The sequence below is a fragment of the Caballeronia sp. LZ035 genome, assembly GCF_031451175.1.
Lineage (GTDB): Bacteria > Pseudomonadota > Gammaproteobacteria > Burkholderiales > Burkholderiaceae > Caballeronia.
On sequence record NZ_JARUXS010000004.1, the window covers coordinates 108,552 to 132,189 of the forward strand.

The 23,638-nt window shown below is 63.1% G+C and carries 23 protein-coding genes; 19 read left to right on the forward strand and 4 right to left on the reverse strand.

Going from position 1 to position 23,638, the window contains the following annotated elements; genetic code table 11:
• Nucleotides 1-12: 12 nt before the first annotated feature.
• The 9 genes from ald (at nt 13) to QCE88_RS30890 (ending at nt 8,597) form a co-directional block, all read left to right on the forward strand.
• The gene (gene ald, locus QCE88_RS30850) at nt 13-1,128 is read left to right on the forward strand and encodes an alanine dehydrogenase (RefSeq protein WP_309908984.1); all 1,116 of its coding nucleotides are present in this window, start codon (nt 13-15) and stop codon (nt 1,126-1,128) included.
• A 90-nt stretch (nt 1,129-1,218) separates the two neighbouring features.
• Nucleotides 1,219-2,337 carry a Re/Si-specific NAD(P)(+) transhydrogenase subunit alpha gene (locus QCE88_RS30855; protein ID WP_309910954.1) on the forward strand — a complete coding sequence of 373 codons (1,119 nt, stop codon included), beginning with the start codon at nt 1,219-1,221 and terminating at the stop codon, nt 2,335-2,337.
• 8 nt (nt 2,338-2,345) lie between these two features.
• Nucleotides 2,346-2,654: an NAD(P) transhydrogenase subunit alpha gene (locus QCE88_RS30860; protein WP_409018291.1), complete on the forward strand. Its 309-nt coding sequence runs from the start codon at nt 2,346-2,348 to the stop codon at nt 2,652-2,654.
• A gap of 1 nt (nt 2,655) precedes the next feature.
• Nucleotides 2,656-4,080, forward strand: coding sequence for an NAD(P)(+) transhydrogenase (Re/Si-specific) subunit beta (locus tag QCE88_RS30865; RefSeq protein WP_309908986.1), 1,425 nt, complete (start codon nt 2,656-2,658; stop codon nt 4,078-4,080).
• A 23-nt stretch (nt 4,081-4,103) separates the two neighbouring features.
• Nucleotides 4,104-5,423: an aspartate aminotransferase family protein gene (locus QCE88_RS30870; protein ID WP_309908987.1), complete on the forward strand. Its 1,320-nt coding sequence runs from the start codon at nt 4,104-4,106 to the stop codon at nt 5,421-5,423.
• A gap of 141 nt (nt 5,424-5,564) precedes the next feature.
• The gene (locus QCE88_RS30875) at nt 5,565-6,383 is read left to right on the forward strand and encodes a helix-turn-helix transcriptional regulator (protein ID WP_309908989.1); all 819 of its coding nucleotides are present in this window, start codon (nt 5,565-5,567) and stop codon (nt 6,381-6,383) included.
• 147 nt (nt 6,384-6,530) lie between these two features.
• The gene (locus tag QCE88_RS30880; RefSeq protein ID WP_309908991.1) at nt 6,531-7,118 is read left to right on the forward strand and encodes a cyclase family protein; all 588 of its coding nucleotides are present in this window, start codon (nt 6,531-6,533) and stop codon (nt 7,116-7,118) included.
• Between the two features lie 82 nt (nt 7,119-7,200).
• The gene (locus tag QCE88_RS30885) at nt 7,201-7,737 is read left to right on the forward strand and encodes a flavin reductase (protein WP_409018254.1); all 537 of its coding nucleotides are present in this window, start codon (nt 7,201-7,203) and stop codon (nt 7,735-7,737) included.
• 50 nt (nt 7,738-7,787) lie between these two features.
• Entirely contained in the window at nt 7,788-8,597 is an 810-nt protein-coding gene (locus QCE88_RS30890) for an AraC family transcriptional regulator (RefSeq protein WP_309908994.1), read from the forward strand.
• Between the two features lie 68 nt (nt 8,598-8,665).
• Here QCE88_RS30890 and QCE88_RS30895 read toward each other — a convergent pair whose 3' ends face one another.
• Nucleotides 8,666-10,030, reverse strand: coding sequence for a solute carrier family 23 protein (locus QCE88_RS30895; protein ID WP_309910956.1), 1,365 nt, complete (start codon nt 10,028-10,030; stop codon nt 8,666-8,668).
• Nucleotides 10,031-10,719: 689 nt separating this feature from the next.
• Between QCE88_RS30895 and QCE88_RS30900 the strand changes: the two genes are divergently transcribed.
• Complete coding sequence (locus tag QCE88_RS30900; protein ID WP_309908995.1) at nt 10,720-11,043, forward strand: hypothetical protein; 324 nt, start codon at nt 10,720-10,722, stop codon at nt 11,041-11,043.
• 138 nt (nt 11,044-11,181) lie between these two features.
• Here QCE88_RS30900 and QCE88_RS30905 read toward each other — a convergent pair whose 3' ends face one another.
• Complete coding sequence (locus QCE88_RS30905; protein WP_309908997.1) at nt 11,182-11,358, reverse strand: hypothetical protein; 177 nt, start codon at nt 11,356-11,358, stop codon at nt 11,182-11,184.
• Nucleotides 11,359-11,559: 201 nt separating this feature from the next.
• Here QCE88_RS30905 and QCE88_RS30910 point away from each other — a divergent pair, with 201 nt between their 5' ends.
• Genes QCE88_RS30910 through QCE88_RS30935 form a run of 6 tightly spaced genes read left to right on the forward strand, consistent with a single transcriptional unit; the run spans nt 11,560 to nt 18,119 of the window.
• Entirely contained in the window at nt 11,560-12,801 is a 1,242-nt protein-coding gene (locus QCE88_RS30910; RefSeq protein ID WP_309908998.1) for a substrate-binding domain-containing protein, read from the forward strand.
• 1 nt (nt 12,802) lies between these two features.
• Nucleotides 12,803-14,344: a sugar ABC transporter ATP-binding protein gene (locus QCE88_RS30915; protein ID WP_309908999.1), complete on the forward strand. Its 1,542-nt coding sequence runs from the start codon at nt 12,803-12,805 to the stop codon at nt 14,342-14,344.
• A 3-nt stretch (nt 14,345-14,347) separates the two neighbouring features.
• Entirely contained in the window at nt 14,348-15,382 is a 1,035-nt protein-coding gene (locus QCE88_RS30920; RefSeq protein ID WP_309909000.1) for an ABC transporter permease, read from the forward strand.
• Nucleotides 15,383-15,436: 54 nt separating this feature from the next.
• Complete coding sequence (locus QCE88_RS30925) at nt 15,437-16,387, forward strand: 3-hydroxyacyl-CoA dehydrogenase (RefSeq protein WP_309909002.1); 951 nt, start codon at nt 15,437-15,439, stop codon at nt 16,385-16,387.
• Between the two features lie 36 nt (nt 16,388-16,423).
• The gene (locus tag QCE88_RS30930; protein WP_309909004.1) at nt 16,424-17,167 is read left to right on the forward strand and encodes an FCD domain-containing protein; all 744 of its coding nucleotides are present in this window, start codon (nt 16,424-16,426) and stop codon (nt 17,165-17,167) included.
• A 37-nt stretch (nt 17,168-17,204) separates the two neighbouring features.
• Nucleotides 17,205-18,119: an SMP-30/gluconolactonase/LRE family protein gene (locus QCE88_RS30935; RefSeq protein WP_309910959.1), complete on the forward strand. Its 915-nt coding sequence runs from the start codon at nt 17,205-17,207 to the stop codon at nt 18,117-18,119.
• A gap of 208 nt (nt 18,120-18,327) precedes the next feature.
• On the opposite strand, the gene QCE88_RS30940 is transcribed toward QCE88_RS30935, so the two are convergent.
• Together QCE88_RS30940 and QCE88_RS30945 are read right to left on the reverse strand one after the other, a co-directional pair.
• A complete protein-coding gene (locus QCE88_RS30940; protein WP_309909006.1) occupies nt 18,328-18,516 on the reverse strand; it encodes a hypothetical protein in 189 nt (62 codons plus the stop codon).
• A 257-nt stretch (nt 18,517-18,773) separates the two neighbouring features.
• Nucleotides 18,774-20,150, reverse strand: a complete 1,377-nt coding sequence (locus tag QCE88_RS30945) for a PLP-dependent aminotransferase family protein (protein ID WP_309909008.1) — start codon at nt 20,148-20,150, stop codon at nt 18,774-18,776.
• 175 nt (nt 20,151-20,325) lie between these two features.
• Here QCE88_RS30945 and QCE88_RS30950 point away from each other — a divergent pair, with 175 nt between their 5' ends.
• The 3 genes from QCE88_RS30950 to QCE88_RS30960 all read left to right on the forward strand — a co-directional run bounded on the left by QCE88_RS30950 (nt 20,326) and on the right by QCE88_RS30960 (nt 23,588).
• Nucleotides 20,326-21,609: a hydroxymethylglutaryl-CoA reductase, degradative gene (locus QCE88_RS30950; RefSeq protein ID WP_309909009.1), complete on the forward strand. Its 1,284-nt coding sequence runs from the start codon at nt 20,326-20,328 to the stop codon at nt 21,607-21,609.
• A gap of 90 nt (nt 21,610-21,699) precedes the next feature.
• On the forward strand, nt 21,700-22,203 hold the full coding sequence (locus QCE88_RS30955) for a hypothetical protein (protein ID WP_309909011.1): 504 nt from the start codon (nt 21,700-21,702) through the stop codon (nt 22,201-22,203).
• Nucleotides 22,203-23,588, forward strand: coding sequence for a tripartite tricarboxylate transporter permease (locus tag QCE88_RS30960; RefSeq protein WP_309909012.1), 1,386 nt, complete (start codon nt 22,203-22,205; stop codon nt 23,586-23,588). Before QCE88_RS30955 ends, QCE88_RS30960 begins: the two co-directional genes overlap by 1 nt.
• Nucleotides 23,589-23,638: the final 50 nt, after the last annotated feature.

The window sequence follows — 23,638 nt, forward strand, 5'->3', positions numbered from 1 at the left end:
GGAGGAGTCGTCATGCTTATCGGAGTTCCGAAGGAAATCAAGAATCACGAATATCGTGTGGGCCTCACCCCGCCTTCCGTGCGCGAACTGGCGAGCAGGGGGCACCGTGTGATCGTTCAGCGCGATGCCGGCGTCGCCATTGGCCTCGGCAACGACCTGTATGAAGCCGCCGGCGCGCAGATTGTGGACAGCGCGGAAGATGTCTTCGCCCAGGCCGACATGATCATCAAGGTCAAGGAGCCGCAGCGCGCAGAGTGGAGCATGCTGCGCCAGGGTCAGGTGCTCTACACCTATCTGCATCTCGCGCCGGACCCGGAGCAAACGGCGGCATTGATCGAGTCGGGAGCTGTGTGCATCGCGTACGAGACGATTACCGGCGCGGACGGTGGTTTGCCGTTGCTTGCGCCCATGAGTGAAGTGGCCGGTCGAATGAGCATTCAGGCCGGCGCGGCCCATCTCGAGAAAAGCAAGGGCGGTCGCGGCGTATTGCTCGGCGGCGTGCCAGGCGTTGCCCCGGCCAACGTCGTCATCATCGGCGCGGGGGTCGTCGGCACCAACGCGCTACAGATGGCGGTCGGGATGGGCGCTCGAGTCACCGTGCTGGACAAGAGCGTGCAGCGCCTGCGCGCGCTGGACCTCGTCTATGGCAACCGCATCTCTACCGTCTATTCGACGGCATCGAGCATCGAAGATGCCGTGATCGACGCCGATCTGCTGATCGGCGGCGTGCTGGTTCCCGGGGCCGCGGCGCCGAAGCTCGTGACGCGCCAGATGGTATCGAAGATGAAGGCAGGCGCAGTCGTCGTGGACGTTGCCATCGATCAGGGTGGCTGTCTCGAAACCTCCCGTGGCACAACGCACGCGGACCCGACCTTCGAGGTAGACGGCGTCATCCACTACTGCGTGACGAACATGCCGGGGGCGGTCGCGCGCACGTCGACGTTTGCGCTGAACGGCGCCACGCTGGGGCACGCGCTCGCGATCGCCGACAAGGGATGGCGCGAAGCCTTGCGTGCCGACCCGCACCTGCGCAACGGCCTCAACGTGTGCGAGGGACACGTCACGCACGCGGCGGTCGCAGCCGACCTCGGCTACGCATTCGTCAGTGCCGACAACATGCTCGGTTGATCAAACGCCGGCCGCTGATGGTTGCCGCGCGCCTTCGCGCACGCGGTTCGCGGTCTACGTCCGGCGAAACAATCCATGGAGACAGTCGAAATGTTGATAGGCATTCCGGCGGAGACGTTGCACGGCGAACGGCGAGTCGCCGTGACACCGGAGACGGTAAAGAAGTTTGTGGCGAAGGGACATACGGTGCGCGTCCAGCGCGGCGCGGGACACCGGGCGGGCATGCTCGACGAGCACTACGCAAATGCAGGCGCAGAACTGTCCGACGACTCCGGCACGCTCGGGGCCGATCTCGTCCTCAAGGTGCGCGGTCCATCCGATCTTGAACTGACGAAGCTGAGGAGCGGCACGGCGCTGGTCGGCCTGCTCGATCCTTTCGATCAGCCCGGCGTGTCGCGACTGGCGAGTGCCGGCATCAGCGCGTTTGCGCTCGAAGCCGCGCCGAGAACCAGCCGCGCGCAGAGCATCGATGTACTCAGTTCACAGGCGAACATTGCGGGCTACAAGGCCGTGATGATGGCCGCCGACCGATATCAGCGCATCTTCCCGATGCTGATGACTGCGGCTGGCACGGTCAAGGCCGCTCGCGTCTTCGTGCTCGGCGTGGGCGTGGCCGGCCTGCAGGCGATTGCCACCGCCAAGCGGCTTGGCGCGGTGGTGGAAGCGTCCGATGTGCGGCCGGCAGTGAAAGAGCAGGTCGAGTCGCTGGGCGCGAAGTTCGTCGACGTTCCCTTCGAGACGCAGGAAGAGCGCGACGCGGCCGAGGGACAAGGCGGCTATGCGAAGGCCATGCCGGCGAGCTGGCTTGCGCGTCAGCAGAGGGAAGTTGCGAAACGGGTCGCGCTGGCCGACATCGTCATCACCACCGCCCTGATCCCTGGACGCGCGGCACCTGTCCTGGTGACGGAAGAGATGGTGCGGTCGATGAAAGCCGGGTCCGTCATCGTCGATCTCGCGGCGGCAGCGGGCGGCAACTGTCCCTTGACCGAGCCGGGAAAGACGGTGGAGGTGGCGGGCGTGACGATCGTCGGGGAGACCAATCTTCCGGGTCTCGTCGCCTCGGACGCCAGCAGTCTCTACGCGCGCAACGTCCAAGAGTTCGTCCGTCTGCTCACGGCGGAGGACGGCAGCCTGCATATCGATCTCGAGGACGAGATCGTCGCCGCCTGTCTCGTGGCGCACAACGGAAAAGCGAAAGGGGAGCAATGAATATGGACATGCTCGTCAGTCATACCGTGACCAACCTGACCGTGCTGGTCCTTGCGATATACGTCGGTTATCACGTCGTGTGGAACGTCACGCCGGCGCTCCACACCCCGCTCATGGCGGTGACCAACGCCATCTCGGCGATTGTCATCGTGGGCGCGTTGCCCGCGGCCGTGCAGACCGAAACGATACTCGGACGCAGCGTGGGTGTCCTCGCTGTCGCGCTCGCGGCGGTGAATGTGTTCGGCGGCTTCATGGTGACGCGTCGCATGCTCGCGATGTTCAGGAAGAAAGCGAAAGCCGCAGGCGGGGAGCGATAACATGGCACCCAATACCGTAGCGCTGTCTTATCTGCTCGCGAGCGTCTGCTTCATTCAGGCGCTGAAGGGACTCTCGCACCCTACGACCTCTATCCGGGGCAATCTGTTCGGCATGGGCGGGATGACCATTGCAGTGCTCACCACATGCGCCGTGATCGTTCAGCATGTGCAGAGCGCCCCCCAACTCATGCTCTGGGCGGCAGGCGCGCTCATCGTCGGCGGTGGGATCGGCGGGACGATGGCCCGTCGCGTCGAGATGACCAAAATGCCGGAACTGGTCGCGTTCATGCATAGCATGATTGGTCTCTCCGCGGTACTGATCGCCGTGGCCGAAGTCGCGGAGCCGTGGGCGTTCGGCGTCGTCGCAAAGGGCGAAACGCTGCCGGCGGGAAACCGGGTGGAGCTGGCGTTAGGGCTTTTCATCGGCGCCGTCACCTTCACGGGTTCGGTCATCGCGTTCGGCAAGCTCGCCGGCAAGTACCGGTTCAGGCTGTTCCAGGGTGCGCCGGTGCGCTTTGGCGGACAGCATCAGCTCAACCTCGTGCTGGCACTGGCCGCGCTTTACTTCTGCTACCACTTCGTCGCGACACAGGAATGGCTCGGCGTGTTGATGGTGCTCGCCATCGGGCTCGCGCTCGGCGTCCTTCTCATCATTCCCATCGGCGGTGCGGATATGCCGGTCGTGGTGTCCATGCTCAACAGCTATTCCGGTTGGGCTGCCGCGGGAATCGGCTTCAGTCTCGGCAACACCATGCTCATCATCGCGGGTTCGCTTGTTGGAAGCTCGGGCGCGATCCTGAGCTACATCATGTGCCGCGCGATGAACCGCTCCTTCTTCAGCGTGCTGCTGGGCGGCTTTGGAGCAGCAGGGGACAGTCAGGGCGGCGTAGCGGCACCGCAGCGGAACGTGAAGTCAGGAAGCGCCGACGATGTCGCGTTCATGCTCGGCAACGCGGAGAGCGTGGTGATCGTTCCGGGTTACGGGCTGGCCGTCGCTCGCGCACAGCATGCGGTCAAGGAAATGGCGCAGAAGCTGACGGAGAAAGGTGTCGATGTCAAATACGCGATCCATCCCGTCGCGGGACGCATGCCGGGCCATATGAACGTCCTGCTGGCAGAGGCGGAAGTGCCCTATGACCAGGTCTTCGAGATGGAGGACATCAACGGCGAGTTCGGTCAGGCAGATGTCGCGATCGTTCTCGGCGCCAACGACGTGGTCAATCCCGCCGCGCTGGAGAAGGGCAGCCCCATCTTCGGCATGCCCATTCTCGATGCCTGGAAAGCGAAGACCGTCATCATCAACAAGCGCTCGATGGCGGCGGGTTATGCCGGGCTGGACAACGAGCTGTTCTACATGGACAAGTCGATGATGGTCTTCGGCGATGCGAAGAAGGTCGTCGAGGATATTGTCAAGTCCATCGACTGATTCTTTCACCTCTGGAGAACGCAATGAGCTTCACTGATGATCTTTCGAATTTCTGGATGCCTTTTACTGCAAACCGCCAGTTCAAAGCCGCACCGCGCATGTTCGTCGAAGCGAAGGGCATGTACTACACGACCGACGATGGCCGCAAGGTGCTCGACGGCACAGCGGGCCTCTGGTGCGTGAATGCAGGCCACGGACGCGATGAAATAGCGGATGCGGTGGCTTCCCAGCTAGGGCGCATGGACTTTGCGCCGACGTTCCAGATGGGACACCCGCTCGCCTTCGAAGCCGCGCAGAAGGTCGCTGCCTTCATGCCGCCGGAACTCGATCGCATTTTTTTCACCAACTCGGGCTCGGAATCGGTCGACACGGCGCTCAAGATGTCGCTCGCCTATCATCGCGCGCGCGGCGAAGGACAGCGCACGCGGTTCATCGGACGGGAGCGCGGCTATCATGGCGTGGGCTTTGGCGGCATTTCGGTCGGCGGCATTGCTCCGAATCGCAAGACGTTCTCGGGCAATCTCTTGCCCTCCGTCGATCATCTGCCTCATACGCTCAACATCGCGGAAGCCGCCTTCACGCGCGGACAGCCCGCGTGGGGCGCGCATCTGGCGGACGACCTGGAACGCATCGTCGCCTTGCACGATGCATCGACCATCGCTGCGGTCATCGTGGAGCCTCTGGCGGGGTCGACGGGCGTGCTCGTGCCGCCGGCCGGCTATCTGCAGCGGTTGCGCGAGATCTGTACGAAGCACGGCATTCTGCTGATCTTCGACGAAGTCATCACCGCCTTCGGGCGTCTCGGCGCGCCCACGGCGAGCGAGCGCTTTGGGGTTACGCCGGACCTCATCACCATGGCCAAGGCGCTGAATAACGCCGCCATCCCGATGGGGGCGGTGGCAGTGAGCCGGCAAGTGCACGACACCGTGGTCGGCGGTGCATCTCAAGGCGCCATTGAATTCTTCCACGGCTATACGTATTCCGCGCATCCCGTCGCGGCGGCAGCGACGATCGCCACGCTGAACATCTATCGTCACGAGCAACTCTTCGAGCGCGCAGGCCGTCTGGAGACGCAGTTCGAAGAAGCGGCGCATGAACTGCATGGTGCGCCCCATGTGAAGGACATTCGCAATCTCGGGCTCGTCGCCGGTGTCGAACTCGAGCCGCGTGACGGGCAGCCCGGCGCCCGCGCATACGAGGTATTCCTCAAGTGCTTCGAGATGGGCGTCCTTGTCCGCTTCACCGGCGATACGCTGGCGTTCTCGCCGCCGCTCATCATCAATGAGGCACAGATCGACGAGCTGTTCGGAACCGTTCGCAAGGCGCTGCAGCAGATAGCCTGACCGCGTCCCGAGCCGCGCATGACGTTCAGGGGAGGCGCATTCGCGTCTCCCTTCCGCGCTTTCAGACTGCGTGCAGGGTCCGGTAGGGGCAAGCGCAGCGATGCAGATCAAGCAAACATCTCTTATCGAGCAAGACGGGACATGAAGGCACGGAAACCAGACCATGTCACGCGCCGGGCGCAGACGGCGCCATTGGAAGGATTCTCCCGCCCCGCGTACTTTCGCGCGTATCGCATTCCGGCGGGCACGCTGATCGAGCCCCACGCACACGACTGGTGCCAGTTTGCATTTGCCCGCCGGGGCATCATGCACGTGCGCGTGCGCACTTCAACACTGATCGTTCCGCCGCAATTCGGCATGTGGCTGCCGGTGAACACGCCGCACTCGGTCTGGGCGGCAGAGGATGTCGATCTCGAAAGCATCTATATCAACGCGCCAGCCATCGTGAGCACCGTGCTCACATGCAGGGTGGTCATGGTCAGCGACCTCGTTCGGGCGTTCATTCATCACTTGTGTTCGGTCATCGGCGAGACCTACGACGAACACGGCAAGGAAGGGGCGATGGTGCAGGTGCTGCTCGACCTGCTCGAAGCATTGCCTGATGCGCCGCTCAATCTGCCGCTGCCTGAAGACCCGAAGCTGCGCACCATGTGCGAGCAAATCCAGCAGGAACCGGGAAACACGCTGGGTGTGAGCGATTGGGCGAAGACGCTGCATGTTTCGCAGCGGACGCTTGCGAGGCATTTCCTGAAAGAGACGGGAATGACGCTGCACCACTGGCGGCAGAGACTTCGGCTCCTTCGTTCTCTGGAACTGCTGAAGGATGGCATGAGCGTGACGACAGTGGCGTTCGAATCGGGCTACAGCAGCACCTCCGCATTCATCTTCGCCTTTCGCTCGCTTTTCGGTTGTCCGCCGAAACAGTTCTATGCGACAGGACGCGCGGAACATGGCGTCTGATTTCCGGTGGCGGCTTCTACCTCAAATTGTTCACATGCACGCAAGCGGCACGTTGACTTTTTCCCTCACACGGTTGGCAGTATTTCGATAGTTCCAGACAAGTCATGATTTTAAGCTGGAGTCTCACTCAACCTCACGAAGACGTCCATGCTTTACGACCTTACCCTTTCAATCGACATGAACGACCCGGTGGTCGGAAAAGCCAACATGGACCAGCACAGTTTCATGTCGGCGGGACACATCGGCACGCACCTCGATACCTACCTGCAGTCGCCGATTCCGCCCGAGTTCTGCGTCCGCCAGGGCAAGGTCTATGACGCGACGCGTTTCGCCGGTCGGGACGTCGATCTCAGCGTGCTCGAAGGCCAGCCTGCGGAGGCGGGCGACTTCGCCATCTTCCACACCGGCTTCCTCGAGAAGCACCGCTATGGGACGCGCGAATACTTCAAGGATCATCCGCAGCTTTCCTGGGAACTCATCGACCATCTGATTGGCGCGGGCGTCAGTTTCCTGGGCATCGACGCCGCCGGCGTGCGCCGCGGCGACGAGCATGGCGTGGCGGACCGGCGCGCCGAAGAAGGCGGGGTGTACATCATCGAGAACCTCAACAATATCGGCGAGCTCGCGCGCGCCGCGCAGGATGGGGACTTCAGGATCTTCACGGGCTGGACTGGCCTGCGCGGCTTCAGCGGCCTGTCATGCCGGGTGATCGCAGACTTCGGCCGTTATGTCTGAGCCGGACGTCGCATGAAGAATGCCCCGGCGGGCGACGGACCGCTCACCGGGGCACCTATCCCCGGATCACAGGAGAAGCACCATGTCACCCGATACAACAAGAACGCCAGCCGGCAGCGCCGCGTCTGTCGTGACGCAGACGATCTACCGCGATGCGATGGCCCGCCTGGGAGCGGCAGTGAACGTCATCACCACCGACGGACCCGCCGGCCGGTGCGGATTCACCGCTTCGGCGGTGTGCAGCGTCACGGACACGCCTCCGACGCTGCTGGTCTGCATGAATCGCACATCGTCGTCGTATGGTCCCGTGCTCGATAACCAGGTGCTATGCGTCAATACCTTGAGCGATCGGCACGAGGACCTGTCCCGGGCGTTTGGCGGCAAGACCCCGTCGGCCGAACGGTTTGCCAGCGGAACATGGAGTAAGCTGGCGACTGGCGCGCCCGTGCTCGACGATGCACTTGTGGCGTTCGATTGCCGTGTCGTGGAAGTGATCCGGCAAGGCACGCATGATGTGTTCTTCTGCCAGGTCGCCGCCATCCGCGATGGCGACCCGCCTCATGGCGGACTGGTGTACTTTGCCCGTCGATATCACTCGCTTGCTCACGCGGTGGGCTGATGTGTCGAAAATCCCCGCGCCGTTGCCGCTGCGGGCTGTGCTTGCCGAATATGAAACAGCATTGGTCGAAACCGAAACTCATCGAGTCGGCGTCTCTGGATGTTCGTCTGTCTGAGTCGCAGCCACAGATCGACCTGACAGAGACGCTCGACGACGGCACCGTCGTCGGTTGGCATGCGCATGAATTCGCGCAGGTGCTCAACCCGGAGCAGGGCGCCGTGGCCCTGTTCGTCCGTGACTGGCTGAGCATCGTGCCCCAGTCGCACGCTGCTTACATTCGTGCGGGTGTCATGCACACCGTTGTCGCGAACACGCATGCCTCGTTGCGGACGATCTGCATACAGCATGACGATCCGGGGTTGAGTGGCCTGGACGCGTCCAGACCACTCATTCGCAAGGTCGTGCCGGCGCTCTCCGGTGATCATGACGCGGCCGTGCAAGACCGTCTGATCCGCACGTTCACCCAGACACGGGCCATCTCGACGGACGAAGCCGATGTCAGACTCAACCAGTTCCTTGCGGGCGTTCCCGTACCGCAGGACCGTCGAGCCCGGCCCATTGCGTTCAGGCTCGTCTCCGCACTTCACGATCAACGCACGCTGAAGGAATGGGGCGAGGTGCTGGGAGCCAGTGAGCGGACCCTGACGCGCATCTTCCGCGATGAAACGGGCATGAGCTTCCGGAGCTGGCGCCTGCGACTCCAGGTAGCAGCAACGATTGCCTTGCTCTTCTGTGGCCGCTCGGTCAAGAGCGCTTCGAGCGCCGCCGGCTATGCGAGCCCTTCGGCGTTCGTCTCGGCGTTCCATGCGGCCACGGGTCAGTCGCCGCTTGAATACATCAAGGACGCTTCGTGGGACTGAGCCGTGACGGCTTGGCCGCGTGAGAGATCGAGTGAATGTGCGCTCCCACCCGGCCACGCCACCATGACTCAATGGCGAGACGTCGGGCTGCTGACTTCGAATACCGGCATGCCTTCGTCCGCCGCCGGCGTCACGATGGGATCCCGGCTGAGTGCACGAGCAATCGCATGGAGTGCGATGCCCCCGAACGTTGCGGTGCCGATGCCGCCCAGCGAAAAGCCGAAGAACGTCATGGTGAAATCGCCGGTTCCCAGGATGAAGATGGTTGCACCCACAATGAGATTCCGGTTCGACGACAGATCCACGCGGTGATTGGTCCAGATACGCACGCCTGCCACGGCGATGAGACCGAACACCACGACCGAGACGCCACCCATGATGGGTGACGGAATGGTCAGGATGACTGCCCCGAACTTGGGCGAGAATCCGAGGAAGATGGCGACCAGAGCGGCGATCACGAACGTCAGCGACGAATAGATCTTGGTGACGGCCATCACACCGATGTTTTCAGCATAAGTGGTTACGCCCGTTCCGCCGACCGAGCCGGAGAGGATGGTTGCGAGGCCATCGCCAAGAAATGCACGGCCCGCATAGGCATCCAGATTCTTGCCCGTGATCGCGCCGACGGCCTTGACGTGCCCGAGATTCTCCGCCACCAGGATGATCGCGATAGGCGCCATCATGAGCGCCGCATGCGACGAGAAAACAGGCGAGGCGAACCGGGGAAGGCCCAGCCATGCGGCATTCATCACGGGAGCAAAGTCGACCGGCTTGCCGTAACCCAGTCCATTCGTGCACAACACGTACAGGGCATAAGCGGAGATCACGCCGAGCAGCAACATCAGGCGTTGCGGGAGTCCGCGTGCGCGCACAGCCACGGCGGTGATCAGCACGATGGTCACGAGACCGAAGACGCCATCGAAGAGGGTGTGACTGATGCCTTTCACGGCCACGCCGGCCAGGTTGAGCCCGAGTACCGAAACGACTGCGCCGGTGACCACGGGCGGCATCACATGCTCGATCCAGTTCGTCCCGACGGCCATGACCGCCAGGCCGATCAGTGCATAAATGGCGCCGCATACGATGATTCCTCCCAGCGCGACCGGCAGCGAGAGGTTGGCGCCGTGCCCTGCGTAGCCCGTTACGGCCACCACCGCACCGATGAAGGCGAAGCTGGAACCGAGGTAGCTGGGCACCCGTCCACCGACGATGAAAAAGAACACCAGCGTGCCGACGCCCGACATGAGAATGGCGACGTTCGGATCGAAGCCCATGATGAGGGGAGCGATAACGGTCGCGCCGAACATGGCGACGACATGCTGCATGCCCATGGCGATCGTCGGTCCCCAGGGCAAGCGCTCGTCGGGTCCGACAGGTTCATTTGGCCCACGATTGGCAGGAACTTGCCACTTCGGGAAGTAGTTTCTAAGCATCTCGAACTCCGGGTGCAGAGGGGTGGGGGCCAGCACTGAACGAGGGTGGTATCGGAGGCCCGCAGTGTTCGCGGAAGGATCAGGTGCACTCTAGAAAGCCAAATATCGACGTACAACCGGCGTGGATGTCGAGTTCCAGCCACAATTTTTCAGTGCGACCTTTTCACTGGGGCAACATCGGCTCCGAAACCGTCAGCCTCGCGCTCGTCCAACTCAACGATGGAGTTTTGCCGAGCGGTAAAAGTTGTGGCCAATGTAGGAAGCCAAATTCGCCGCGAACATGCACAGTCGCGCTGAAACTCCGCCAACCGTGCAGGATATTTGGCCAGCACGATGGAAGGTTCAGGTCACGCGGAACATGGGCGGTTTTTGGCGGAGATTGATCTTCGCCGGTCGATGCATATCAGCGCGTTATCGATGCACCGGTGTTGGGCATGGCCCGCGTTCGATCGCCTGTGCAACCTTCCGGTTGGGCGGTCGGCACGCCAGGAAAATCGCGGCGGAGAAGACGGCCGCTCAATCCAGAACGCTGAGCGTCGATGCCACGAGGTTCCGGCTTCGGTCAGATCAGATCGATCTATATCCGCTGCGGTGTCACGATCAACCGTTACCCGTTGCTTCATTCTCGTTCGACGGATCAACGGCTCCGACTCGTGTAACGCATCGCTCACCTCGAAGGAGATACGAGCATGAACTCAACCTCGCTTCGCCTGATCGCTGCTGCGTTGATCGTGGCCGCACCGCTCTTGGCGTTTTCTCAGGAAGTACGCAACCGCGAGGCCAATCAGCAGGACCGTATAGAAGAGGGACTGCAGAGCGGCCAGATCACCGCGCACGGTGCCAATGACCTCGAGAATCGCGAAGCATCCATCAATCAGGCGAGATGGGCCGACCTCGCTGCGAACGGCGGCCATCTGACCGCCGGGGAACAACATCGGTTGAACCAGCGCGAGAACACTGTTTCGAAGCGGATCCATAACGACATCGCCCAGCCAGGCGTGACACCGAAATGATGCTGATGTGACCCGGGCGGAACGCCGTCTGGCGAGTTTGCTGCGCAACCGTTGCAGCCACCGGGCCCCAGAACTCGGTCGGACCTAAAGGCAGTTTCCGGCCGTGTGTCGCCGTGACCATCAGACAGCAAGTGAAACTCAGGCCTTTTTCAACGGCATCGTGTAAGTCGTCGTCGTGCCGCTCAGGCAGATTTCGCCCTTTTGATTGATGACCTCGACCTCGAGCGTGCAGATGGGCTTGTCCTCACGCACCGACTCCACCACGACGCGACCGGTGACCGTGTCGCGCACGAGCACGCCCTTGGAAAACTTCAATTCCACACTGGAGAAGACCGTTCCCGCACCCCGCAAGCTCCACGGCAATGGCGTTGAGCGCTGATCATATGAAGTGAAATTGTGCGTTCGGGATTTCCCGTATGACATGTCAACATGTCAACCTGTCATACTAGTTGAACGCTACCGGCCCGAATGTTGGAGACGCGGCCGTTCCGGGCGTGAAACCTGGTGGAGACAAACGTGGGTGACATCGAACAACAACGGATGCGCCAAGCGGCGCTCGGTCAATCCCGGCGCACGAGCCGGTTCACACGCGCGGCAGCCGCGCTTGGTCTGGCAGCGGCGGGGCTTCTGAGCGCTCATGCCGCGCTTGCCGATACGCGCGCAACGCCGTTCGCCGCGTGGCCGGAGACGCAGATTCGCAAATCGATCAGCGTGGACGAGGCGAAGGCCATCGTGAAAGAACGCACACAGGCGCAAACGGCCTGGAACGGTCCGACGACCGGGCCGAAGGCGCTGACCACGCCGCAGACCATCGTCTACGTATCGGCGGATCAGTCGTATGTGTCGTTCGTGAACTGGGGTCGCGGCGTCGATGAAGCCGCCAAGTCGCTCGGCTGGAAAGCCGTCACGCTGAACGGGCAGGGCACCGTGACCGGCACGCTCGCCGCCATGCAGCAGGCCGTGTCGCTCAAGCCCGCGGCCATCGTCACGTCGGCGGATGCCAGCGCCATGCAGGTGCCGATCAAGCAGGCCATCGCGCAGAACATTCCCGTGATCGGCATTCACGCCGCCGCTTTTCCCGGCCCCGATCCGAAGCTCGGTCTTTTCAACAACATCACCTCCAATCCCGCTGAAATCGGCGAGACGCAGGCGGCTTACGTGATAGCGCAGTCGAACGGCACGGCCAAACAGTTGCACTTCCTCGACAACAGCTTCGCCATCGCGCGCTTCAAGGCACAGGCCGCGACCGATCCGATCAAGTCGTGCACGGGCTGCAAGTTCGTCGATATGGTCAACATTCCGATCGCCGATCAGACGCGCCGCATTCCGTCCGTGATGTCGGGCATCGTCGCCAATCAGGGCAAGGGCTGGTGGGGCACGACCTGCTGCGACAACTTCTATCCGTATGTGGCGTCGGCGCTGCGCGCATCGGGCGTGAAGCCGGACGAAGTGAAACTCGTCGGTTCCGACGGCCCGCCGTCCGCCTACGACATGATCCGCAAGGGCGAATACGAAGTCGCGACCGTGCCCGAGCCGAGCACGCTGTTCGGCTACCAGGCGGTCGATTCGGTGGTGCGCGCGATGGCCGGCCAGGAACCGTCGAAGTTCGTGCAGCCGACCTATCTTGTCACCAAGGAAAACGCCGACAAGGAAGGTGGCAAGAGCAACGAGTTCATCCCGAGCAACGGCTTCGCGTGTCACTACCAGAACATCTGGAAGGGCACACAGACGGCCTGCGCCGCCGGCGCGGGGAGCTGACATGAGTGCGGGCACGACGGAACTGCTCGTCGCACGCGGCGTCACCAAGCGCTTTTTCGGCGCGCTCGCGCTCGACGCCGCGTCGTTCGAGTTGCGACGCGGCGAAATCCACGCGCTGATCGGTGAAAACGGCGCGGGCAAGTCCACCTTCATCAAGATTCTCGCGGGCGTGTATCAGGCCGACGGCGGCGAATTCCTGCTCGACGGCGCGCCGGTCGATCCCGCCGTGGACGCATTGCCGATCGCGTTCGTGCACCAGGATCTCGCGCTTGTCGATGACCTCACGGTCGGCGAAAACATTGCGCTGATCGCGGGTTATCCGAAGAAGGGCGGCCTGATCGACTGGCCCGAAACCATGCGGCAGGCCACGCGCCTGTACGCCGCGATGGACATCGAGCCGCCGGATCCGGAGCGCCTCGTCGTCACACTGAGTCTCGCGGAGAAGGCGATTCTCGGTATCGTGCGCGGTCTGGCGGGCAAGCCGCGCGCGCTGGTGCTGGACGAGCCGACCGCCGCGCTGCCTGAAGCGGACGCGCAACGCCTCTTCGAGGCCGTGCGCCGTCTGCGCGATGCGGGCACGAGCATCATCTACGTGTCGCATCGGCTGAACGAACTGTTCGGATTGGCCGATCGCGTCACCGTGTTTCGCGACGGACGTCACGTGCATACGACGGCGATCGCCGACACGCGCGTCGAAAAGCTTGTCGAGCAGATGCTCGGGCGCGCCTTCCAGCATATCGAAAGCGATCGCACCGACGCCACGCGCGCCACACCCGTGTTGCGTGTCGAGTCGCTGATGGTCGAGGGGCGCGGCCCGCTCAGTTTCGACGCAAGTCCCGGCGAAGTGCTCGGCCTCGTCGGTTTGCGCGGCGGCGGACAGGAGGCGGCCGGGCGCGCGATCTTCGGCGCGCTGCAGGCGGAAGCGGGGCGCGTGCTGCTCGACGGTCACGCGCTGCCCGCGAAAGACGGCATCCGCGAACGCATTGAAGCGGGCATCGTGCTGCTGGCGGGCGACCGCATGCGCGAAAGCACCTTTCCCGGCATGACGCTCGCGGAGAACCTGTTTCCCAATCCGCTGCTCGCGAAACGCACCATCTGGGAGGCGCAGCGGCCCGCCGCCGAACGCGACATCGTGCGCGCGCGGCTCGACCAGTTCGATGTCCGGCCGCGCAATCCGGCCTCGCTCATCGACTGGCTCTCGGGCGGCAATCAGCAGAAAGTCGTGCTCGCGCGCTGGCTCGAAGCGCGCGCCCGCGTGGTCATTCTCGAAGAACCGACTGCGGGCGTCGACATCGGCGCGAAGCTCGCGATCCACCAGATGTTGCGTGCGGCCGCAGCGGCCGGCGCGGCAGTGATCGTGGTGTCGTCGGACCTCGAGGAAGTCGCGGCCGTCGCGGATCGCGTGCTCGTCATCGATCGCGGCCGCGTGGTCGCCGAAGTCGGCGGCGCGGCGCTGTCGATGGACGCGCTCATCGCCGCTTCGTCGATGAGCGACCACGATCACGGCGGCGCTTCGTCGAACCTTGCTCAATCAATTGGATAGCGTATGAACGGCACCAGCACTCACACTCCCTCGGGCGCACCGTCGCGGCCGGGCGCGCGTCCGCCGCGCAAGCAACTCGCGGATATCGTCGCCACTTACGGGCTGGCATTCGTCTTCCTGCTCGTGCTCGCAGTGTTCTTCGCGCTGCGGCCCGCGACATTCTTATCGAGCGGCAACATCGGCAATTTGCTGACGAGCCAGTCGGTCACGGCGCTGCTCGCCTTTGCAGTAATGCTGCCGCTCGCCACCGGCCGCTTCGACTTGTCGGTGGGTTATCACGTCGGCATGGCGCAGGTTCTCGTGGTCGGATTGCAGGTGAATTCGCATCTGCCGTGGCCGGTCGCGGCGGCGATCGTGATCCTGATCGGACTCGTCGTCGGCGGCATCAACGGCGTACTCGTCACGCGCTTCAAGATCGATTCGTTCATCGCGACGATGGGCATGGGCTCGCTGCTCTACGGTGTCTCGAACTGGTACACGGGCGGGCAGCAGATCGCCGGTTTCGACCTGCCGGAGGGCTACACGAATCTCTCGCAGATCATTGGCTACGTGCCGCTGCCGGCGGTGTTCGTGGCGATCGTCGCCATCGTGCTGTGGATCGTGCTCGAACGCCTGCCGATCGGACGCAGCCTCTATGTGATCGGTTCGAATGCGCGCGCCGCCGAATTGTCGGGCCTGCGCACGGGACGCTATATCGGCGGTGCGTTCGCGGCTTCGGGCTTGTTGTGCGCGATCGCGGGCGTGTTGCTCGGCAGCATCCTGCGCTCGGGCACCCCGTCGGTGGGCGCTGAATACCTGTTGCCCGCGTTCGCCGGCTCGCTGCTCGGCGCGACCTCGATCCGTCCGGGCCGCGTGAATGTCGGGGGCACCGTGCTGGCCATTCTGATCGTCGCGTTTTCGTTCTCGGGCGTGCAACAGCTCGGCGCGCCGTTCTATGTCGAATATTTCTTCAATGGCGGCATTCTGATCGTCGCGGTCGCGCTTTCCGTGTACGCCTCCATCCGTCGCCGCAAGGCCGCCGTGAAAGCCGCGGGCTGATGCGCGCACCGATGGGCATGCAGCACCAGAACATTCAATCAGGGAGTGAGTTACATGACACGAATTGCAGTCGTCGGATGCGGAGTAGTGGGTTCGTCGTGGGCGCTGGTTTTCGCGCGCGCGGGCTTCGAGGTCGCCGTCTGGGACGCCTCGGCCGCCGCCGTCGAACAGGCGCTCGCGTTCGTCCGCAGCGGCAGCGAAAGTCTTGCGAAAGCGGGTCTCGGCAATGGTGACGATGTGGACACCATCGTCGCGCGGCTTCGTCCGTGCGCGTTGCTGGAAGAGGCGCTCGCCGGCGCGGACTACGTGCAGGAAAGCGCGCCCGAACGGCTCGCGATCAAACGCGAGCTTTACGAAAAACTCGATGCCATCGCCGCGCCCGAAACGATTCTCGCCAGTTCGACCTCGGGGCTGCCCGCGTCGTCGTTCACGGATCATCTGAAGCATCGCGCGCGCTGCCTGGTCGTGCATCCGATCAATCCGCCGCATCTGATTCCGCTGGTGGAACTGGTGCCCGCGCCGTGGACCGACGCTGCCGCGGTCGAGCGCGCCGCCGAACTGATGGAGCGCATCGGCCAGTCGCCGATTCGCCTGGCGCGCGAGATCAATGGCTTCGTCGTCAACCGCTTGCAGAGCGCGATGCTGGGCGAGGCGTTCCGTCTCGTCGAGGACGGACTGTGCAGCGCAACGGACGTCGATCGTGCGGTCGCCGACGGACTCGGCCTGCGCTGGTTCTTCATGGGCCCGTTCGAGACCATCGATCTGAACGCGCAACAGGGCGTGGCCGAATATTGCCGCAATCTCGGGCCGATGTATCACGGCCTCGCGAAGGAGCAAGCCGATCCGCGCGAATGGAGCGCGCCGCTCATCGCCGAAGTCGAAAAGCAGCGCCGCACCCTGACCGCGGCCGATGCGCTGCCCGCGCGCCGTGCGTGGCGCGACCGCGTGCTCGCCGCGCTCGTCGCTGCCAAACGGCGCATCATGAGTGAAGAGCAGAGCGTGTAGCATTGCACGTTTTGCAGATAAAAACGGACCGTCCCCATGTCTAGTTCGCCCCCGCCGATCATCAAGCGCCAGCGTCTGTTCGATCAGGTCGCGCAACACCTCGAGGCAATGATTCTCTCGGGCGAGGTCGGCGTGGGCGACCCGTTGCCGTCCGAGCGCGAACTGATGGACCGCTTCGGCGTGGGACGTCCGGCCGTGCGCGAAGCGCTGCTCTGGCTCAACAAGAAGGGACTCATTTCGGTCAGCGCGGGCGAGCGATCGCGCGTGGTCGAGCCGGACCCGATGGAGTTGCTCGAACATTTGTCGGGTGCGGCGCTGCTGTTCGCCTCGACGCCGCACGGCATGCAGTCGTTCCAGCAGACGCGGCTGTTCGTGGAAGTGGCGCTCGCGCGCGAGGCGTGCCGCTGGTCGTCGGAAGAAGACCTGAAGCAACTCGAAAGCCTGCTCCGCGAGAACGAAGCCACCGGCAACGACAAAGCGGCCTTCGCCACCACCGACGACGAGTTTCACTTCGGTATCGCCAGCCTCTCGCACAATCCGCTCGTCAATGCGCTGTATCGCAGCGTGCTGAGCGTGTTGCAGGATCAGCGCCATACGTCACTGCAACATGGCGACGCGCTGAATGCGGCCATCACTTGCCACCGGCGCATATTCGATGCGATCGCCGCCCGCGATCCCGACCGCGCGGAAGCCGAGATGCGCCGTCATCTGACGGACGTGGAAGCGTATTACTGGGACATTCGCCGGCGCCAGCCCAAGGCGCCATCGGCTAAAGAATGAAGCGGCGAGTGTGAAGCGACACGAAAAATAAATGGAGATGACGATGCCTTATTACGAAGCGCTGGACGAGCGGTTCGCCAAGTACATTATTCCCGTTTGCGGCATGGAGACACTGCACACGGGCATGCGCTGGGCAGAAGGTCCGGTCTATTTCGCCGATGGACGCTATCTCGTGTTCAGCGACATCCCGAACAATCGCATGCTGCGTTGGGAAGAGGAGTCAGGCCATGTGAGCGTGTTCCGCTATCCGTCGGGATTTTCGAACGGCAATACGCGCGACTGCGAAGGACGGCTCGTCACTTGCGAACACGGCAACCGGCGCGTGACGCGCACCGAACCGGACGGCACGCTCAGCGTGCTGGCGGACCGTGTCGACGGCAAGCGCCTCAACTCGCCGAACGATGTCGTGGTCCGCTCGGATGGCAGCGTGTGGTTCACGGACCCGCCGTACGGAATTCTCACGGATTACGAAGGTCACAAAGCCGAGAGCGAGATTGGCGGATGTCATGTGTATCGGATCGATCCGCACACGAAGGAAATCACGCGCGTCGCAGACGATTTCGTGAAGCCCAATGGCCTGGCTTTTTCCGCCGACGAGAAGCAGCTTTTCGTGGCCGACTCGGGGCGTTCGCACGCAGCGGACGCGCCGCATCATATCCGTGTGTTCGATGTCGCAAGCGATGGTCGCTTACAGAACGGCCGCGTGTTCGCAGAGATCGATCCTGGCGTGCCGGACGGCTTTCGTCTCGACGAAGACGGCAATCTGTGGGTCGCCGCGGGAGACGGCGTGCATTGCTTCGATTCCAGCGGCAAACTCATCGGCAAGATTCTTACGCCTGAGACCGTGGCGAATGTGACGTTCGGCGGTGCGCGCCGCAACCGTCTGTTTATCGCCGCGACATCGACTTTGTACGCCGTGTATCTGAATACGCGCGGTGTTCAGAAGCCGTAATGCGCAGCGTCGGCGGGGCGCGTGAACGGTTCGACGGGCAATAACGCGCTCGGCCGCAGACTTCAGCGGTAGATGGACGGCCAGCGCTGGCGCTCTTTCGTTTCTGATCTTCGACTCCCATACGCTCTTGCAGATTCAACGGTCGAGAAAAGGGCAGCCGTGGAACGGGGAGGCGGGACCTGCACACTGCATCACATCGGCATTCCGACTAATACGGCGCGGCGCGGCGAGCGCTGTGCTGCGAGCGCCGACATGTAGACGTCGGACCATTTGAGCGGACCCTTGCCGAACCGATGCGCAGCCAGTCGCACATCGTAAAAAGATCGACGAGCTCGGCGCGGCGATCGAAGGGCATCGCATCATTCTCGGCCTTTCTGAGCCGCTCGACGACTTTCATGTCGCGGCAATCGATAACCCGGATATGCCGACGGATAACTTTGATTCGTGACCAAGAAGGCGTTGCTGCATGTCGATTTGTCGTTGGTGAAGCAGCTCGCGTGTGACAGTCTTCTCTGCTGACATTGGTCGAGCGCGTCGTCAAGCCGATGCATAACATCACTTCAGCCGAACACGGATGGACGCTTTGGGATTGATGCGAGGGCTTCAGTTCTTCAACAGACGCCTTTCCAGGGACTAACATGCCAACCACCCCGGTCAGCCGTCGAGCGCTCGTGAGAACCGCGTGTCGCCGAGATAACCCACATTGAACCGGCACCATGGCGAAACACGATTCGCCTGTGCCGAGAAGATCGTTCCCGGCGCGAGAATAACGTGTCGCTGGAGCATCTCGCTTGCGAAGGCAATGGAGTCGTCGCGTCCGGGGAATCGTGCCCACAGATAGAGACTCTGATCGCTGACCTTGAAAATCTCCGCGCCGAGTCCCGTCAGAATATCCACGCCGTTGGCGGTCGCGCGCTTGAGCCGCTCCTGCAGGCGATTGGTATGCCGCAGGTAGTGGCCGTCGCTGAGGATGGCATCCAGCGTGCGTTCGCAGTATTCAGAGCTGCTGACGTGCGTGAGCATCTTCACGTCCGCGAGATCGCTTGCGAGGGCAGCATCGCATGCCAGGAAGCCCACCCGCAACGCCGCAGACACTGACTTCGAAAAGCTGCCGATATAAATCGTGCGGCGCAACTGGTCGAGCGCGCAGATGCGCGTAGCGGAACGAGGCTTGAGATCGGCGAGCGAATCGTTTTCGACGACGATCAGATCGTACGCTTCAGCCAGCTGCAAAATGCGATGAGCCTTCGCCGCGCTGATATCGGTCGCGGTCGGATTGTGGCCGACCGATTGCGTAAAAAACAGCTTCGGGCGATGCGTCCGCAAACGGTCTTCCAGCGCCTCGATGTCCGGTCCATCCACACCGCGCGGCACGCCCACGATATTCGCGCCCGACAACTTGAGCTTGCCGAACAGCGCGTAATAGCCGGGATCGTCGACCAGCACGGTATCGCCCGCGCGGACGAAGTAACGCACGACCATGTCCATCGCCTGATTGGCGCCGTGCGTGAGCACGATCTGCGGCGGCGCGGCTTCGATCTCGTAGCCGGCGAGCTTTTGCTGCAAATGCTGGCGCAAGGGCAGATAACCGAAACGGCTGCCGTATCTGAACAGCGACGCGACGCCCGTGCGCACCACGCGCTGATGAAAGTGATCGAGCCGGGTATCTTCGAGCCACGCCATCGGCGGAAAGCCTTCGCCGAGATTCAGAAAATCCGGTTTGCTCTGCAACTGTTCGCGCATCAGCCAGACGGAATCCATCGCGCGATCGAGTGTCGGCGCGTCTTCCGTTTGCAGCGGCGGGGCGGTCACGCTCGACACATAGAAGCCCGAACCCCGGCGCGGCTCGATCAGCCCGTTGGCTGTCAGCACATCGAAGGCGCTGATCACGGTGTTCTTCGAGCAACCGTTCGCCTCGGCATATTCCCTGATAGAGGGCAGGCGTTCGCCGGCACGCAGCAGACCGTCTGTGATCTGTTTAGCCAAATTGTCCGCCAGTGTCGCCGACAGGCTGGGCTTTTCGGTGCGCATCCGAGTCTCCGCTTGAAGAGTGAGTGTATCCGTACCAGGTACAGATACCAGACTGTTCCCCATAATTGTATCTTTCGAGCAGGTACAGTCGGCCTAATATTCGCTCACTTGCCGTCGGGTCGCAAGCCCGGCGCATCCATCAAATTCAAACGCCTGAGCGAAGAGGAAGACACCGATGATCGATTCGAAACTGCCGAATTTCCGCGCCATGTCGCCGTCGCAACGCTTGCATCACATCGCGGAGATCGCCGGACTGAACGAGGCCGAGCGCGCGCTCCTGGAGAAGCCCGGCGCGCTGACCATCGAGACGGCGGACGGCATGATCGAGAACGTGGTCGGCACCTTCGAGTTGCCGATGGCGATCGCGGGTTATTTCCAGATCAACGGACGTGACGTGTTGGTGCCGATGGCGGTGGAAGAGCCCTCGATCGTTGCGGCGGCTTCGTTCATGGCGAAGCTGTCACGCGAGGCGGGCGGCTTCCGGACATCGAGCACGGGGCCGCTGATGCGCGCGCAGGTGCAAGTGGTCGGCGTGTCGGATCCCTACGGCGCGCGCCTTTCGATCCTCAAGCATCGAGACGAACTGATCGAGATGGCGAACGCGCGTGACCAGGTGTTGATCGGGCTCGGTGGCGGCTGCCGCGATGTCGAAGTCCACGTGTTCCCGGACACGCCGCGCGGCGCGATGGTGGTCGCGCATCTGATTGTCGATGTGCGCGATGCAATGGGCGCGAACACCGTCAACACGATGGCCGAGACGGTCGCGGCGCGTATCGAGGAGATTACGGGCGGTAAGGTGCGCCTGCGTATCCTGTCGAATCTCGCCGATCTGCGACTGGCGCGCGCGCAGGTGAGCTACAGCGCCGCGACGCTGCAAACGAAGGAGTATTCAGGCGAAGACGTGATCGCGGGCGTGGTCGATGCCTACCTGTTCGCGGCCATTGATCCGTATCGCGCAGCGACGCACAACAAGGGCATCATGAACGGCATCGATCCGGTGATCCTCGCGACCGGCAACGACTGGCGCGCGGTCGAGGCGGGCGCGCATGCGTATGCGAGCCGCAACGGTCGCTATACGTCGCTCACCACGTGGGAAGTGGCCAACAACGGCGACCTCGTCGGCACCATCGAAATGCCGATGCCGGTGGGACTGGTTGGCGGCGCGACCAAGACCCATCCGCTCTCGCGGCTCGCGCTCAAGGTCATGGACGTGCGCTCGGCGCAGGACCTGGGCGAGACCGCGGTGGCGGTCGGTCTCGCGCAGAACATGGGCGCATTGCGCGCGCTGTCGACCGAGGGCATCCAGCGCGGCCACATGGCACTGCATGCACGCAATATCGCGCTGTCGGCGGGTGCGGCGGGGCAGGATATCGACTGGGTGGTGAAGAAGATGGTGGCGGCGCGCAACGTGAGCGTCGATCACGCAATGACGCTGCTGCAAGGCCCGCGCGATGCCTGATTCTTCGAAGCGCAACTGACCGGATCACGTGAATGGCCGGCATCGTCGAGCATTAAAAACGATACGAAACTCCGATAAAGGACGAGAGACATGGAACAGGGAATCGCCGCGCACGAACGCGGCTTTCGGCCGGCGAGCGTCGCCAGCGCCAATTACCAACTCGTGGAAGTGTGGGGCGATACCGTCGATACGCGGCATCTCGCCTGGTCCGTCGTGCTCGGCGTGGTCATCAGCTTCGGCGCGTTTCTGATCGCCAACCGCATCCTCGGGAGCACGGTGCCCGATCCCGCGATGGCCCGCGCGTACGCGATGCTCGTGGGACTCGGCGGATGCCTGTTGTCCGGCGCCGTCTGCGCCAGGCTCTTCAAGCCCAAACGCGAGGTAATCGAAGAGGCGCATGGAGATGCGGGCCGCCAGGAAGTGCTCGCGCAACTGGCAAACGAAGCGGGCGGTCTCGGCCGCGTGGCCGACCTGCCGCCCGCCGTCGTCGCGGAGATGAAGGAACTGGGTCTCTACGAGCTTTTCGCCGAATATGAAAAGCGCGAGGACAAGCGCGATGACAAGTGCAACGTGAGCCGACCGGGAGCGCAATGATGGAACCGCTGATCAGTCAGTTCGCCGTCGCGCTGGGCATGGGACTCATGGGCGCAGTCGTGTTCGCGGGTATCGGCCTGATATCCGGCACTGACGAGACCACCACGCTCGCTCCGTTGACGCTGCTCGTCGTGCTGCTCGGCGTGCCGCCTGTGGGCGTATTCTCGTTTTTCATGGCGGGCGCGGTGTCGAAGCACATGACACATGCGATCCCCACCGCGTTGCTCGGCATTCCAGGCGACACGCTCGCCACGCCCCTTTTGCAACAGGCGACCATGCTGCGCAATCTCGGCGTGCCGCATATCGCGCTGCGCAAGATGATTTCCGGCGCAATCATCGCCGCTTTCGTCGCGGTGCCGCTGGCCGTGCTGTTCGCGGTGCTGCTCGCACCGTTCGGCCCGATCATCACAAAGGCCGCGCCCTGGGTGTTTCTGATCGCGGCGATTCTGATCGCGTATTTTTCCGCCGGACGATGGGCTGCCGTGCTGCTGCTCGTGCCGTTCGTGCTGGTGATCGTCGCGTTGCAGGCGCTGACGGGCAAGTACGGCGTGAAGCTGTCGGTGAGCTATTTTCTGGGCATCGCGATCGGGCCGCTCGTGGCCGATCTGTTCTCCATTCTCTCGCCCGCGGGCCGCAAGCAGATGAGCCGGGAACGCGTACGCACGTTTTCGCTCGCGCCCGACGTCAAGGGTTGGAGCGGGTATTTCCCGAATCCGCTGAAGGTCCTCGACGGTCAGCAACGCGCATGGACCGCCGCCACCGCTGCCGTATCCAGCGCGACTTTCGTGTTCAGCCCGGTTGCGATGACGGTGGTGCTGGGCGAGTTGGTCGGCTCGCGCGTGAAACATGCGTATCACCGGCTGACGACGGTCATCGCCGCGCGCAACGGCGTGACCGAGGCGACGTATATCGCCGAGGCCCTGATTCCGTTGATCGCGTTCGGCCTGCCGCTGAGTCCCGTGGCGGCCGGGCCGGCCGCGCCGCTCTTCAATGCGCCGCCGCGCTTCACCGTCGATGCCGCGACCGGACACATCAACAATCTCCACACGATGATGACCACGTGGCAGTTCCTGGGCTACGGCTTGCTGGCGGTAGTGCTGGCGGCGCTCATCGCGTATCCGCTGTCGATGAACTATGCGCATCGCGCGGCGTCGTTCGTGGCGAGGAAGCTGAGTCACGAGGCGATCATCGCAACCTTCGTCGGGTTGATCGTCGTGATCAGCGTGTGGGAAGGCGCGTTGCTCGGGTTGCTTGTGATTCTGAGCATGGGGCTGCTGGGCGGGCTGCTTTCTCGGCACTTCGGCTTCAATACAGGCGTGCAGTTCATGGGCTATTACACGGCCGTGCTGAGCGTGCCCGCGTTGACGAAGCTGGCGGGCTTGTAGTGGCCCCGCCAATCAAGGCCTCCCACATTTGATATGCGAAGCGCGCCATA

Bases quoted from the DNA above. Each gene is read 5' to 3' on its own strand.
- QCE88_RS30960 (WP_309909012.1), top strand. From the start codon at position 22,203: ATGGAACCGCTGATCAGTCAGTTCGCCGTCGCGCTGGGCATGGGACTC.
- QCE88_RS30880 (WP_309908991.1), top strand. From the start codon at position 6,531: ATGCTTTACGACCTTACCCTTTCAATCGACATGAACGACCCGGTGGTC.
- QCE88_RS30950 (WP_309909009.1), top strand. From the start codon at position 20,326: ATGATCGATTCGAAACTGCCGAATTTCCGCGCCATGTCGCCGTCGCAA.
- QCE88_RS30935 (WP_309910959.1), top strand. From the start codon at position 17,205: ATGACGATGCCTTATTACGAAGCGCTGGACGAGCGGTTCGCCAAGTAC.
- QCE88_RS30920 (WP_309909000.1), top strand. From the start codon at position 14,348: ATGAACGGCACCAGCACTCACACTCCCTCGGGCGCACCGTCGCGGCCG.
- QCE88_RS30855 (WP_309910954.1), top strand. From the start codon at position 1,219: ATGTTGATAGGCATTCCGGCGGAGACGTTGCACGGCGAACGGCGAGTC.
- QCE88_RS30900 (WP_309908995.1), top strand. From the start codon at position 10,720: ATGAACTCAACCTCGCTTCGCCTGATCGCTGCTGCGTTGATCGTGGCC.
- QCE88_RS30895 (WP_309910956.1), bottom strand. From the start codon at position 10,030: ATGCTTAGAAACTACTTCCCGAAGTGGCAAGTTCCTGCCAATCGTGGG.
- QCE88_RS30885 (WP_409018254.1), top strand. From the start codon at position 7,201: ATGTCACCCGATACAACAAGAACGCCAGCCGGCAGCGCCGCGTCTGTC.
- QCE88_RS30940 (WP_309909006.1), bottom strand. From the start codon at position 18,516: ATGAAAGTCGTCGAGCGGCTCAGAAAGGCCGAGAATGATGCGATGCCC.
- QCE88_RS30865 (WP_309908986.1), top strand. From the start codon at position 2,656: ATGGCACCCAATACCGTAGCGCTGTCTTATCTGCTCGCGAGCGTCTGC.
- QCE88_RS30955 (WP_309909011.1), top strand. From the start codon at position 21,700: ATGGAACAGGGAATCGCCGCGCACGAACGCGGCTTTCGGCCGGCGAGC.
- QCE88_RS30860 (WP_409018291.1), top strand. From the start codon at position 2,346: ATGCTCGTCAGTCATACCGTGACCAACCTGACCGTGCTGGTCCTTGCG.
- QCE88_RS30930 (WP_309909004.1), top strand. From the start codon at position 16,424: ATGTCTAGTTCGCCCCCGCCGATCATCAAGCGCCAGCGTCTGTTCGAT.
- QCE88_RS30875 (WP_309908989.1), top strand. From the start codon at position 5,565: ATGAAGGCACGGAAACCAGACCATGTCACGCGCCGGGCGCAGACGGCG.
- QCE88_RS30925 (WP_309909002.1), top strand. From the start codon at position 15,437: ATGACACGAATTGCAGTCGTCGGATGCGGAGTAGTGGGTTCGTCGTGG.
- QCE88_RS30890 (WP_309908994.1), top strand. From the start codon at position 7,788: ATGAAACAGCATTGGTCGAAACCGAAACTCATCGAGTCGGCGTCTCTG.
- QCE88_RS30915 (WP_309908999.1), top strand. From the start codon at position 12,803: ATGAGTGCGGGCACGACGGAACTGCTCGTCGCACGCGGCGTCACCAAG.
- QCE88_RS30870 (WP_309908987.1), top strand. From the start codon at position 4,104: ATGAGCTTCACTGATGATCTTTCGAATTTCTGGATGCCTTTTACTGCA.
- ald (WP_309908984.1), top strand. From the start codon at position 13: ATGCTTATCGGAGTTCCGAAGGAAATCAAGAATCACGAATATCGTGTG.
- QCE88_RS30945 (WP_309909008.1), bottom strand. From the start codon at position 20,150: ATGCGCACCGAAAAGCCCAGCCTGTCGGCGACACTGGCGGACAATTTG.